This is a genomic window from Bacillus sp. OTU530, from assembly GCF_038440375.1.
Window position 1 is genome coordinate 159,288 of record NZ_JASATP010000005.1, and the last position, 13,011, is coordinate 172,298.

A 13,011-nucleotide genomic window follows, 5' to 3' on the forward strand; every position below is an offset into this window, starting at 1 on the left:
TATGCAAAATACAATTGCAAAATCACGTTGGTATCGTTTGATTCCAGTCGTTTTTATCACATACAGCTTAGCCTATCTAGACCGTGCAAATTACGGCTTTGGAGCTGCGGCTGGTTTGGCGAAGGATTTGCATATTACGGCTTCTATGTCCTCGCTCCTTGGATCGTTATTTTTCTTAGGTTACTTCTTTTTCCAAATTCCCGGCGCTCATTATGCAGAAAATAAAAGCACAAAAAAGCTGGTTTTCTGGTCTTTACTTCTTTGGGGTGGTTTGGCTACTGCAACTGGCATGATCAGTGACGTGAAATGGCTTATGGTTATCCGTTTTGCATTAGGTGTTGTGGAAAGTGCTGTTATGCCTTCAATGCTTGTATTCCTAAGCCATTGGTTTACGAAAGCAGAGCGATCTCGCGCAAATACATTTTTAATTTTGGGAAATCCGGTAACAGTATTATGGATGTCTATTGTATCAGGCTATTTAGTTGAGTCTGTAGGATGGAGATGGATGTTTATCCTTGAGGGACTGCCAGCTGTGCTTTGGGCATTCATTTGGTGGAAAGTTGTAAATGATAAGCCGAAGGAAGCGAAATGGTTAACAGATAGAGAAAAACAACAGCTGCAGGAGCAAATGGAGCAAGAACAACAAGGCTTAAAACCTGTAAAAAACTATATGGAAGCATTTAAGTCAAAAACAGTTATTTTGCTCAGTTTGCAATATGCGTTATGGAGCATCGGTGTATATGGATTCGTGATGTGGCTGCCTTCTATTATTAAAGCAGCACCTGATATGGATATTGTGAAAACCGGCTGGCTCTCATCAGTTCCGTACCTATTAGCAGTTATTTTAATGTTAGTAAGCTCTCATTTTTCTGATAAAACATTAAATCGTTCCGGTTTTGTTTGGACATTCCTTTTCATTGGTGCTTTGGCATTTTCGGCATCGTATCTTGTTGGAACAAGCAACTTCTGGCTGTCTTTCATTCTTCTTGTTATTGCAGGCGGAGCTATGTATGCGCCATACGGACCATTCTTTGCGATTATTCCAGAGATTCTGCCGCGTAATGTAGCAGGTGGAGCGATGGCTTTAATTAATAGTATGGGAGCTTTAGGATCGTTTGCAGGATCATATATTGTAGGATATTTAAATGGAGCAACAGGCGGATTTGGTGCCTCTTATATGTTTATGGCAGCTTCCTTATTCCTTTCATCCCTCTTAACCATTATTGCAGTAAAAGGATCTGGTGCAGCAAAAGCGAAAAAAACAACAGAAAAAAGTGCTTGATGAACCGGCATTCACCAAGCACCAAAATAAATAACACACTACCTAACTAGTATTATACTACAAAGTATTGACTATGGCATAGAAGTATCTTCACATCTTTGAGCATCTATGGCAGATGCTCAAAGATGTGTCTAGTCTATATGATTGCTCTACACCCAAGTAACACCGCAAGTAAATAGAAATTTAGCTAAGGGGGAGAATCGATGCCTATCCATGAAATAAAGAAGCGGAAAATTGTTGCGGTAATTCGGAACACGACAATCGATACGATTATTCCCATTGCACAGGCATTACGCTTAGGAGGGGTAACGGCGCTTGAAATTACAATGGAAACACCAAACGCGCCACAAATCATTCAAAGGCTTCGGGCGGAGTGTGAGTCTGATGTTTTAATAGGGGCAGGTACTGTGTTAGATGCAGAAACAGCGAGAACGGCTATTTTATCAGGTGCACAATTTATTTTTTCTCCAACTGTAAATAAAGAAACTATTAGAATGGCAAAACGATATGGGGTGATAAGTGTTCCAGGTGCCATGACGCCAACTGAGATTCTCCAGGCTTATGAGGCAGGGGCGGATCTTATAAAGGTATTTCCTGCGCATGTTCTTGGACCAGGGTATTTCAAAACAGTGGCTGGGCCGCTTCCGCATATTCCGCTGATGCCGACAGGAGGTCTTCATCTAGGGAATGCTAAGGAGTATATGGAAGCTGGTGCTGTTGCAATTGGAGTAGGGAGTACTTTAGTGGCTGCGAAGCAGGAGGTAGATTCAGCGTCCTTGTTTCAGTTGACAGAAAGGGCTCGATGTTTTGTGGAACAAGTGGATGTTGCTAAACAAATGGTACAACGTTAAACCTGCTTCTCGTCCTAGGTAACTAGATAATGCCATATGTAACTGCTACAATGGTTATAGACAATATTTCAGTTAAGAGGAAGAGGTATATATGAAGACAGTAACAATGGCTGACGTAGCCAAGGAGGCAGGGGTTTCTAAAAGTACAGTGTCTCAATTTTTAAATGAGCGTTATGAATATATGGGTGAGGAAACGAAAGAGAAAATCAAACGCGCGATAGAGCAATTAGGCTATCGTCCGAATTATGTGGCGAGAAGCTTAAAGCAAAAGCGGACATATATGATGGGGATTATTGTCGCTAATATTATGCATCGTGTATCTACTGAAATAAGCAGAGCTATTGAGGATTATTGCCATGAGCACGATATGCATGCGATTGTTTGTAATGCCGATGATGATCCTCACAAGGAAAAGAAATACATTGAAATGCTGCGGGCAAGGCAAGTGGACGGACTTATTATTTTTCCGACCGGTGGAAATACAAAGCTGTATACAGAGATGGAGCAAGAACGCTATCCGGTTGTATTTGTGGATCGGAAAATAGAGGGTGTTCATATTGACACGGTTGTAGTGAATAATAGGGAGGCAACCTGCGAGGCAGTCTCACATTTGCTTGAAAATGGACATCGGAATATAGCAATTGTCACTCCGCCATTAACAACCCATCCTCGTAAAGAGCGCTTAGCGGGTTACAAGCAAGCTTTGGAGCAGCACGGTATTGCTTTAAACGAAAACTACATGAAGTCCGTGGAAATTTCAGCTATTTCTTATGAGCTGGAAAATATGTTTTCTCTTTCAGAAAAGCCCACAGCTTTAGTGGCAGCAAATGATTTATCGTTTTTTGAGGTAATGTCATTCATTAAAAGGAAACAAATTCGCATTCCTGAGGAGCTGGCAGTCATTGTATTTGACAATATCCCATTTGCCGATATTTCTACACCGACAATTACAACGATTGCTCAACCGGCATATGAAATTGGGAAACGAGCCTCAGAATTGCTTACTCGGCAAATTAAGCAAGAAGCAATGGAGTCTGAACTCTATACATTTCCGTGCGAGTTAATTATACGTGAATCTTCTGCAGGCAGGCCGTAGCCGACCTGACAGAAGGGACGTATTTCTTTTTCAGACTTTACTAAATCGGTTTATTAAGGGGGATTAGCATGAAAATACAATTGGCACTTGACCGGATGACAGTAGAAGAAGCAATTGAAATGACAAGACAAGTAGAAGATTATGTGGATTGGGTTGAAGTAGGAACATCGTTAATTAAAGAATTTGGTACTAGCAGCATTCGAGCTTTGAAGGAAGCTTTCCCAAATAAAATAATAGTTGCAGATATCAAAACCATTGATAATGCGAAATACGAGTTTCAATTATGCTTTGAAGCAGGAGCGGATCTGGCAACGGTTATGGGGGTTGCGCCGCCTGTTACGATTGAAACATGCTTACACATGGCTGCCCAGTATGATAAAAGAGTAATGGTTGATTTATTGAATACAAATGAGGAACATATACAACAATTACGGCAGTACGATGCAGCAATTTTCTGCGCACATGTTAGCAAGGATCAGCAAGAAATCGCGGGAAAGCAAACAAGCGCGCATGCAGGCATCCCAAAAAGCCTATCTGCAGAATGGGCTGTTGCCGGCGGTATTTCACTCGAATCACTTGATATACTGGCAAAATTGTCACCAACAGTGGTTATTATTGGATCTGCTATTACGAAGGCTGCCAATCCGAAAGCAGCAGCAAAGCAAATAAAAGAATATATTTTATCGATAGAGGAGAGAGCACATGCATAATGATATCAAAAGCATTTTAGGAGAAATTCAAGAGGTTCTAGGTTTAGTAGACACGAATGCGATTGAAGAGGTAAGCCGAGCGCTGCAGACACCAACACGTATTTTTGTTATAGGGGAAGGACGTTCCGGGTTGATGGCTAAATCCTTTGCAATGCGTCTTATGCATTTGGGAGCACATGTCTTTGTGATGGGAGAAACCATTACTCCTGCCATTAGAGAGGGAGATATCCTGATTGCTGTATCAGGGTCGGGGAAAACAAAAAATGTGTCTTGGGCCGCGGAAAAAGCAAAGGAATGCGGCTGTCGTGTAATTGCATTTACAACAAATTTGGAGTCAGAGCTAGCTTCTTATGCATCCCTATCTGTCCACGTACCGGCTGCTACGAAATATCGTCGTCAGGATGAAATGAAAAGTGTTCAGCCGCTAGGGTCATTATTTGATCAATGCATGCATCTTATCTTTGATACAATCTGCCTGCGCTATGCTGCGCTACAGCAGATTGGGCATAGTGATGCTTTTCGTATGCATAGTAATGTAGAATAGTGGTGTCCATACTAAGCTGTACATGAATTGCGGTTAGGTTACGACCTAACCGCTTTTGTGTGTTCTTGCTATGGATGGGGAGCTATATGTTAACCGGTATATATAAGCCACAAGAGACACTTACTAATATAATTTTTGTATTCATGAATGCAAATAGTTGCTTTCCTCTTCAGCAAGTGGCAAACTTAAGAAAATAAAGGAATTCATAGAAAAGGACATACAGGTGACTAATATGATTGAGATAAAGACTTCTGAACTTAGCGATGGGGATTTTAATAGAGGAGTATTTGCGACGCGCGATATAAAAAAAGGTGAGCTTCTCCATGAAGCACCCGTTATTGCTTATCCGAATAAAGAGCATGTTTTTATAGAGAAAACCATCCTTGCCGATTATGCATTTGAATACGGTAAAAACCATACGGCGATCCTTTTAGGATATGGCATGCTGTTTAATCATTCATACACGCCTAATGCTGTGTATGATATTAACTTTGATAATCATACATTTGATTTCTATGCCTATACAGATATAAAAGCAGGGGAAGAGATACTCATTAACTACAATGGTGAGGTCGATAATGACGATCCGCTATGGTTTAATAGTGAAGAGAAGGATGGTGGCGAAGAAGAGAGGAATTGACAGTTTGAAAATTGATCAATGACTTTCTTGTAGCTCCCTTTGCCTGTTAAAAAATTTATACGGTAGTCTACATAAATCTAAGCCTTGAATAAAGTAATTCAAGGCTTAGATTTTATCAGGTAAATGTAGATTAGCCCCTACAGCCAAATCCTATGGAATTTTCATTCATAGATACATAATTCTGTCAAACTTATCACATAATACAAGCGTTGCAAAAGAAAAGGAGGTTTTTTTATATGGAACAGCGTACAAATCCAGACAATCGTGCCGATAATGCGGCTCATCTTGCGCAGCATATTCAGAACACAGAAGGGAATATTGAAAAAGCAAAAGAAACAATGAGCAACACTGAAAGCCCAACGATCAAAGCGCAAATCCAAGCGAAGAACGAGCGCAGGGAAGCAGCGATTGAAGGCATGAAACATGAATTGGAAGATGAAAGACAACATTAAGACTCCTTTACCAGGAGTCTTTTTTTGCACTGTAAGAAAGTATAAATTTCTAACTGGAAAACAATTCGACGTAGCGAGAAATTTTAGGAATACAGTATAAGTGCAACTACGTCTCTGTCTTCGCCCAAAGGCAGGGCTCGCCAATCGACGAGTTTTCTTTAAAGGTTATTTATGCCCTGGATCCACCGAGCTGACGAACTCCTTCTTATTGTGACAGGAAAAACAAAGGAGTTCTCCTTGCTTTAGAATGACTCCATTTAAAAAACCAGCCATACAGTAAATATTCTTTTTGCAGCATTTGCATGTCCCGACAAGCTCTTTCATTCTCTGCCCTCCTTTGAATACAAATTAAAAGGATGCTGCGTCTTTTTGGGTTACATCTAAAATTTCGTCCATTTAACTTAAGGAGTGTATCAATTGCATATTTTTTCGGTGTTGATGGCAATATAAAATGGAATGAATTCTTGGAGGTATAAATGATGTCTGATAATAATCAACGCTTAAACAATAGTGTAGAAAACAAAACGAAGATTTTTAAAAATGGAGTACAATCGGGAACCAATTATGTCCAAACCGCTATTGAAAATGCGGTTGAACCAACTCGAGATGCAACGCAAAATTTGGTAAATAACGTAATGAAGGAACACCAAAATGAGGATGAGCAGTGACTGCATTGAAGCAAATCACTAGCTGACTCAACATGGTCAAAGTCCGCCAAATGAGAGGTGGGCTTTTTTCTTTACACTGTAAGAAAGTATAAATTTCTAGCTAGAAGCGAATTCGACGTAGTCGGAAATTTTAGGAACACAGTATAAGTAGGGCTACGCCACTGTCTTCGCCCAAGGGCAGGGCTCGCCAACCGGCGAAGGGATCCACGCTGTTCCTTTATTATGTGTGTTTATAAAATTCTATTAATTTCTGAATAGAACTAATTACTTCTCCGACTTGAAATGTAAATAATGAAAATGCTGATAAGGAAAAGAAAATAACGGGGATCAGTCGAAACTAATTCATTATATTCCCTCCGTTTCAAAGAATTTAACAAGAATAATACTACTAATTAAGAAGTTTATCAAACTTAAAGCTTCCCCGAACAGAACAAAGGCTTACTTAATGAAGGAAATGAGATGGATTACATCGAAAAAATAAAATAACAGATTAAAGTGGTTTGGTTTGAGAAACATGTTGCTGAAATAGCTGAAGAAGCAGGATCGCAGGTCATTAATTGGGTGGAGTTGCCCATGATTGGGTAGAGATAGCCAGGAGGAGGGACTTATACATGTATAATTTAGCACTGGAGGCTGCAGGGTTTCTTATTTTAGGGGGAATTGTTTACAACCTGTCTAAGAATAATTCGGCAAAACAGAAAAATAAAGAAGTGGAACGTATTAAAACTGCAGCAGCCAATTACTCTAGTGGCACAGCTAAGAATAGCTCAACTCACCAAGAGAGAATGGGTGTTCTTTTGTTTCATCCTTCTCTGTACACAGTAGACGATTATGACAGCGATGATTGTCATCATAAACAGCATTAACGTAATTTCTCATGTCTGATAAACCACGTTATATCAAGGTTTTACAAGGTTCACTACTTATTGGCTTTTACTCTAATTCACGCTATTTCATAGTAGTGTGTGGTCAAAAATGTGGTCAAAGCCTACCAGTTAGGGGTGGGCTTTTTTCTGTTTCATTGTTTTCTCAAAGTGTTTAATCGTTCTTTGCTGCATATCCAGAAGCGCGCGACTGTAGGTAGCGCACCCTTTCTTTAATGGTACTTAGTTTACTTTTTCCATAATAATGAAACTTTATTCAACGTTAGATGTCTTCTACAGGCAGGTTGATAGAGCATGCAGTGAGTGTGTAGCATAAAAAATGGCAAACTGCTCGGTAATCCCGAATAGTTCGCCAAGGCAAAATAGGTGCGGGTTTCCTGGCTGTTAAAGAAGAGGACTGGTAGTTGGTAAGTAATGTGCACACAATACCAGATCAGTATGCACAGGTACGAAAAAAACGTTTTGGAGTAAAGGAGAGCCAATGACCCTCTCTGGAAATGACGTAACGAGTCAAATAAATAAGTTAGTAATATGTGAGATGGATAGAAGGGTCAGGAAAATGATGTACAGGGGGATAATAATGTATGAGCTGTGGTAATGGCTGGAGCGGTATAGGATGATGAAGCAATGGTAGCTGGTGAAGTCCATGAAGTGTCTGCTGTATAGAAGTATAGGTGAGGACTCCGCCGATTCCGATGGGTCCGCTTCCAACGGGTCCGATGGGTGTGATGGGTCCGACGATTCCGACGGGTCCAACGGGTCCAACGATAGAGAATTGTCGATGGATTGTCATAATAACTTGTTTCTCTCCCTTTTTAGAGTGGTTAGTTTTCTCTTACATGTTATGTCTCTATACGCAACTGAGAGCTTATCTTATTTGCTCAGATTATTAATGGCTATATTTAATCAAGGCTTCATTTTACAAGTAATAAACAATTAGAAAAAATCAGTAGCAATACAACGTGGACTTTGCGTATTATCATTGGTGCTATCGTGGTTGGACTAATCGGCTTACTTATGAAAGGGGGGATAAAGATATTAGACATCTTATGACACCTTCTATCACTACTTAGGCTTTCCTTACATATAATAATAGGACAAACTGATAGTGTTAGGAGGAGAGTGATATATGGAAGAAAATCAATGTACAAAAGAAGAGCTGAAACAGTTTAAGGAAGAACAACGGGACCTATACCGAGATGTCCGTGCTTTAGAAACAAGAATACTTCTTGATGAAAAAGACATCAATGAAATTAAGGAAGATTTGCAAGGAATCAAAAGTAATACTACTTGGATTCTGCGTGTTATCATAGGAGCCGTTATTACGTATATCTTATCAGTTTTATTTCGAGGAGGGCTGTAAGGTTACTTCATATTAGATAGACGAGCCTATATGGTCGATTGATTCATGTTTGCAATAGAAAATAGTGAGCTAAATAAGGAATTTTACTATGAAGCTCACAAAAGAGAATATTGGAAAACGCTTGAGCAACTGGAAAACATGGGTTGCTCTTTTTACGTTGGTTGGATTGGTGCTGTAGATGTTTGGACTTGTTGGGTGCGAAGGTACTCTCGGCAAAATTCAAGAGATTGTATATACAGCGGACGTGTTACTGGGTGTTTGGTCAGACCATGAGGTGAATGTTTTAGGTGGTAAGTATAGAGGCACTGAGCAAATTATTGGAATGTAGTAGTGAAAGTGAAGGTTTAACAAAGCCTGAATTCAGAAGTGAAAGGGCCCGTCAAAGCGTTTGTAATCAAAAATGTTGAAACAGGACTATTTGTAATAGCATATAGGTAAAGTGAAGGAATATTTCACTAGGCAGATAGAGGATGCTCTACAATACAAAACGTTTATGCAGGCAAATGAAGTTGCTTTCTGAAATTTGGACTATACAGAAAAGTAGCTCATCGTTAATGTTGAAATCGGTGTAAGGTTTGCAAAATATATCATCAACAAGGACGGGAGTCGATTTGAGGAGAAACAGGTTTCTCCTTACTGATCTGTCGTTTTTGTTAGGGCATAAACTGATTGTCCTATCTGCGCGAATAATGGGGTATCACGATAAAGCAGCAGAATTAAAGGAAGCTCAAGCACATTGGCTAAAAAATGATGGTTTTATTTAAAAACATCATTTGGAAAGGAGTTGTAATGGATGTTTAGTTTAGAAACGATGAATAAAATCAGAGCACTTGCAGAGAGCGGAGATAGAGAAGCGATTGAACAGTTTTTGCAATCTGAAGAAGCTGTAGAATTTCAGAGAGCGGTTGGAAACGCATGGAACGCCATCGAAGGAATGTTTTCTGTATATGCTGACTTTGCATCTTCTTTTTTTCGTGAAAATGAGAATTTTCGAAAATTCATTGCAGAATTGAATAAAAAGGCAGACTGAAATACAACCAAAAAGTTATTTGCTCATAATTGCTAATCTAATATAGTCCAAGATTGAGAGCGTGAGGGCACTGATTCAGGGAGCATATTTGCTCTTTGTTTCGGTGTCCTCTTTTGTTTTAGAAAGGGGATGGAATAAACTTCGTGCAGTTAATTCGTGATCCAGAGCAAATCCAACAACTCAATGCTATGCGGAAGTTTATTCAGTCTAGCGTGATTTCTTTCCTCACAAAACGTTGCTGTGACGAGAATGTATAAAATGCTGTATAGAAGATAAAAAAACAGCGAGAAAGAAGTTCTTTGCTGTTGTGTACTTTATTTAGGAATTGAAGTATTAGGGAGAACAGCAGAGGTGTTTGTCGTTATTTTGCTCCTGTTTGGGATAGCAGGAAACTTTTTAATTTTCGTTTCAGGTAATGTTGGTCTTCATAATTTGCAGCCATTTTTAGAAAATGGATGGAAACCCATACTGACGACAGCTTTTCCAATTATTAGTTCTTATCCTTTTGGTCAAATGCTTACTTTTATGATGCTGCTCCCTTATTTAAATCGTCCTGGAGCAGTAAAAAAAGTATGGTTGTCCACCTTGATTTCAAGTGGCCTTATCTTATGTTGGACAGCAAGTTTAAATATCACCGTTCTTGGTGTTGAACAAGTAGAAAGATCCGTGTTTCCTACATCATCAACACTTAGGACAGTTAATCTTTTCGAATTTCTCCAACGACTTGATGCCATTATTGTTCTTACCTTGTTGATTACAGTGTTTTTCAAAGTATCTATCCTGCTGTATTGTACCGTAATTGGAATAGCCGAGTTGTTTAAGTTAAACAACTATCGCCACATTCTTGTACTATTCGGAGTAATCCTTATCTTTTTTTCAATGATCATTGGTTCCAGTTATACAGAAGTTAGAGAAGAAGGCGGAGACATTTTATATTATTACCTTAATATTCCTCTTCTGATGATTATTCCATTGCTAATGTTACTCGTTTCCCTAATACGTAATCGTTTCAAAAGGGCAAAGGATAAGAAAATCAAGTCTGAATCCAATGCAACATAGTCTGATTTCCTATCTCGATCTATTTTTTTTGCGGATAGTTATGCTGCCCATATGGAGCAAAGCGACTTTGTTCTTAAAAATATTTATCCGATATTTGGAGCTTACATCCCGGTTTTATTATGCGTAGTATTATATATCCGTCGGAGATTTGGGGTATATTAAGTATGGTGCCTATGGAAAGCTAATGAAAGATTATTTTTTGAAAATAAACTGGAGGTAAAGCGCCTAAGGGCAGACTTTACAATGTCATTGCAAATATCAACGATTGGCATAGAATTGTGGTCAAAGGTCTCTTCTAGACTAAAAACGCAATTACTCATGTCTAAAAATCCGCGTTATATCAAGGCTTTTCTATTGAAAAATAGTAAGGAATGCTTTAAAATGTATACAACTAAATTGTATAACCTCATAGATATGGTATGAGGGTCTCTACCAGGAACCGTAAAATCCTGATTACAAATAAGTGTATTTTTTACATTTATTTGTAATCAGGATTTTTTTGTACTTTAAGAAAGGGAAAATTTCCATCTAGAAGCGAATTCGACGTAGCAGGAAATTTTAGGGGCAAAATGTAATTGAAACTACACTTCTGTCTTCGGCTAATGGATCACTAATCAGCAAGTTTTCCTTATTAATTAGGCTGGTAGAACAATTTGAAAAAAATTAGTAAAGGAGTAATTTCATAATGGTGGATTTTTCAATATTAGAAAGAAGAATTTTGGTAGCGGGTAAAAAGATCCCTGCAGATTTGGTTATCAAGCAGGGTAAGATTTTAAATGTGTTCACAGGAGAATTTATGGAAGGCGATATTGCTATAGTTGATGGAATGATTGCAGGAATCGGTTCATATGCAGGCAATGAAGTCATTGATGCGAAAGATAAGATCATCGTTCCTGGATTTATTGATGGCCACGTTCATATTGAAAGCTCGATGCTGCTTCCTCGGGAATTTGCAAAAGTTGTTCTTCAGCACGGGGTAACTACAGTCGTTACTGATCCTCATGAAATTGCGAATGTAGCGGGAACGGAGGGAATTCAATACATGCTTGATGATTCTAAAGATTTACCTTTAGATATCTTTGTAATGTTGCCTTCCTGTGTTCCAGCAACTCCCTTCGAAACTAATGGTGCAAGGCTCGATGCTGAACAGTTACTCCCTTTCATGACTCATCCGCAAGTTCTAGGACTTGCTGAAGTTATGGATTTTCCTTCTGTAGCGTCTGCGAATAAGAGCATGGTAGATAAATTAGCTGCGACTCAATCGTATGGCGGTGTAATCGATGGGCATGCAGCCGGGATTGGCAGAGAAGATTTGAACATTTACATGTCGGCAGGAATTAGAACGGATCATGAAAGTGTAAATAGCAAAGAAGCAAAAGACCGTTTAGATCTAGGGATGTATCTTATGATTAGAGAGGGGACTGTAGCAAAAGACTTAGAAGAGCTAATGCCCGTGATTACAGTTCAAAATTCTAGAAGGTGCTTGTTTGTTACAGATGATAAACTTTTAGATGATTTAATTGAAGAAGGAAGCGTAGATCACATCGTAAGACTTGCCATTCAGAAGGGATTAAATCCTATTCTTGCAATACAAATGGTGACTTTGAATACAGCAGAGTGTTTCGGTCTTCGTAATTTAGGGGCAGTTGCACCTGGGTATCAGGCGGATTTTCTGCTTCTTGATGATTTAGAAAGTGTAGCTATTCATCAAGTTTATAAAAAAGGAAAATGCATTGTTGATAAGGGTCAGATAAACCATGCAGAATTTCCAAAGGTTCAAAATCCAAGCGCTTCACTTCCCAAGCTACATTCAAAAAAAGTGACATTGAAAGATATAGAAATTCCGTTATGTTCAAGCACTTGTAATATCATTGAAATTATTCCTAATAGTTTGAGGACCCATCATCGAAGAGAATCCGTAAAAGTACAGGATGGAGTTTTTTGTCCTTCTACTGAAAACGACCTGCTAAAATTAGCAGTAATTGAAAGACATAAAGCTACAGGAAATGTTGGTTTAGGGATTGTAAAAGGATTTCAGCTGCAAAAAGGTGCAATTGCCAGTACAGTAGCCCATGATTCACATAATATTGTGGTGGTCGGTGCATCTGATCAAGAAATGCTTGTAGCGGTTGAACATGTAATTAAAACAAATGGGGGATTAGTTGTTGTTGATGGAAAAGAGGTTTTGGCTGCCCTTGACCTTCCAGTCGCGGGATTAATGTCGGAGGATACATCCGAGGCTGTTTATCAAGCGTTAAAAACATTGAATAGCGCTCTTACTAATATTGGTTCGCCAAAAACCTTTAATCCTTTTTTGATGCTATCATTTTTGACACTTACAGTAATACCGGAATTGAAATTAACAGATAAAGGGTTGTTTGCATTCAATTCCTTTTCGCATATTGATGTCTCTGTAAAAGAGTAATGCAACA

15 protein-coding genes, 1 pseudogene and 1 riboswitch are annotated in these 13,011 nt (G+C 39.0%); of the genes and pseudogenes, 14 read left to right on the forward strand and 2 right to left on the reverse strand.

Translation table 11 applies throughout. The features are described 5' to 3' along the window. Nucleotide 1: 1 nt before the first annotated feature. The 7 genes from AAHB12_RS05470 to AAHB12_RS05500 all read left to right on the forward strand — a co-directional run bounded on the left by AAHB12_RS05470 (nucleotide 2) and on the right by AAHB12_RS05500 (nucleotide 5,575). Nucleotides 2–1,282, forward strand: coding sequence for an MFS transporter (locus AAHB12_RS05470; protein ID WP_342044582.1), 1,281 nt, complete (start codon nucleotides 2–4; stop codon nucleotides 1,280–1,282). 203 nt (nucleotides 1,283–1,485) lie between these two features. Continuing rightward, complete coding sequence (locus AAHB12_RS05475) at nucleotides 1,486–2,133, forward strand: bifunctional 4-hydroxy-2-oxoglutarate aldolase/2-dehydro-3-deoxy-phosphogluconate aldolase (protein WP_129726122.1); 648 nt, start codon at nucleotides 1,486–1,488, stop codon at nucleotides 2,131–2,133. Nucleotides 2,134–2,224: 91 nt separating this feature from the next. After that, complete coding sequence (locus tag AAHB12_RS05480; protein WP_342044583.1) at nucleotides 2,225–3,229, forward strand: LacI family DNA-binding transcriptional regulator; 1,005 nt, start codon at nucleotides 2,225–2,227, stop codon at nucleotides 3,227–3,229. 68 nt (nucleotides 3,230–3,297) lie between these two features. Beyond that, a complete protein-coding gene (gene hxlA, locus AAHB12_RS05485) occupies nucleotides 3,298–3,939 on the forward strand; it encodes a 3-hexulose-6-phosphate synthase (protein ID WP_342044584.1) in 642 nt (213 codons plus the stop codon). After that, complete coding sequence (hxlB, locus tag AAHB12_RS05490; protein WP_342044585.1) at nucleotides 3,932–4,483, forward strand: 6-phospho-3-hexuloisomerase; 552 nt, start codon at nucleotides 3,932–3,934, stop codon at nucleotides 4,481–4,483. The genes hxlA and hxlB overlap by 8 nt, the downstream gene beginning before the upstream one ends. 232 nt (nucleotides 4,484–4,715) lie before the next feature. Then, on the forward strand, nucleotides 4,716–5,123 hold the full coding sequence (locus AAHB12_RS05495) for an SET domain-containing protein (RefSeq protein WP_129726126.1): 408 nt from the start codon (nucleotides 4,716–4,718) through the stop codon (nucleotides 5,121–5,123). 236 nt (nucleotides 5,124–5,359) lie between these two features. Then, a complete protein-coding gene (locus tag AAHB12_RS05500; protein ID WP_129726127.1) occupies nucleotides 5,360–5,575 on the forward strand; it encodes a small acid-soluble spore protein Tlp in 216 nt (71 codons plus the stop codon). 165 nt (nucleotides 5,576–5,740) lie between these two features. On the opposite strand, the gene AAHB12_RS05505 is transcribed toward AAHB12_RS05500, so the two are convergent. Continuing rightward, nucleotides 5,741–5,899 carry a hypothetical protein gene (locus tag AAHB12_RS05505; protein ID WP_165350648.1) on the reverse strand — a complete coding sequence of 53 codons (159 nt, stop codon included), beginning with the start codon at nucleotides 5,897–5,899 and terminating at the stop codon, nucleotides 5,741–5,743. Between the two features lie 152 nt (nucleotides 5,900–6,051). Here AAHB12_RS05505 and AAHB12_RS05510 point away from each other — a divergent pair, with 152 nt between their 5' ends. Then, the gene (locus AAHB12_RS05510; RefSeq protein WP_165350649.1) at nucleotides 6,052–6,243 is read left to right on the forward strand and encodes a hypothetical protein; all 192 of its coding nucleotides are present in this window, start codon (nucleotides 6,052–6,054) and stop codon (nucleotides 6,241–6,243) included. Between the two features lie 611 nt (nucleotides 6,244–6,854). Continuing rightward, a complete protein-coding gene (locus AAHB12_RS05515; RefSeq protein WP_342044586.1) occupies nucleotides 6,855–7,109 on the forward strand; it encodes a hypothetical protein in 255 nt (84 codons plus the stop codon). A 541-nt stretch (nucleotides 7,110–7,650) separates the two neighbouring features. Here the strand turns inward: AAHB12_RS05515 and AAHB12_RS05520 are convergent. Beyond that, nucleotides 7,651–7,920 (reverse strand): hypothetical protein, encoded by a 270-nt coding sequence (locus tag AAHB12_RS05520; RefSeq protein ID WP_342044587.1) that lies wholly within the window; start codon nucleotides 7,918–7,920, stop codon nucleotides 7,651–7,653. A gap of 336 nt (nucleotides 7,921–8,256) precedes the next feature. On the opposite strand from AAHB12_RS05520, the gene AAHB12_RS05525 reads away from it, so the two are divergent. The 5 genes and pseudogenes from AAHB12_RS05525 to ade all read left to right on the forward strand — a co-directional run bounded on the left by AAHB12_RS05525 (nucleotide 8,257) and on the right by ade (nucleotide 13,004). Further along, a complete protein-coding gene (locus tag AAHB12_RS05525; protein WP_129726130.1) occupies nucleotides 8,257–8,490 on the forward strand; it encodes a hemolysin XhlA family protein in 234 nt (77 codons plus the stop codon). 178 nt (nucleotides 8,491–8,668) lie between these two features. After that, nucleotides 8,669–8,818, forward strand: a complete 150-nt coding sequence (locus AAHB12_RS05530) for a hypothetical protein (RefSeq protein ID WP_246040135.1) — start codon at nucleotides 8,669–8,671, stop codon at nucleotides 8,816–8,818. Between the two features lie 465 nt (nucleotides 8,819–9,283). Further along, nucleotides 9,284–9,520 carry a hypothetical protein gene (locus AAHB12_RS05535; RefSeq protein WP_129726131.1) on the forward strand — a complete coding sequence of 79 codons (237 nt, stop codon included), beginning with the start codon at nucleotides 9,284–9,286 and terminating at the stop codon, nucleotides 9,518–9,520. Between the two features lie 309 nt (nucleotides 9,521–9,829). Beyond that, nucleotides 9,830–10,579: pseudogene (locus AAHB12_RS05540) on the forward strand (GerAB/ArcD/ProY family transporter); the annotation flags it as partial. 376 nt (nucleotides 10,580–10,955) lie between these two features. After that, nucleotides 10,956–11,055: riboswitch (purine riboswitch) on the forward strand. 209 nt (nucleotides 11,056–11,264) lie between these two features. Further along, nucleotides 11,265–13,004, forward strand: a complete 1,740-nt coding sequence (gene ade / locus AAHB12_RS05545) for an adenine deaminase (protein ID WP_342044588.1) — start codon at nucleotides 11,265–11,267, stop codon at nucleotides 13,002–13,004. Nucleotides 13,005–13,011 lie beyond the last annotated feature (7 nt).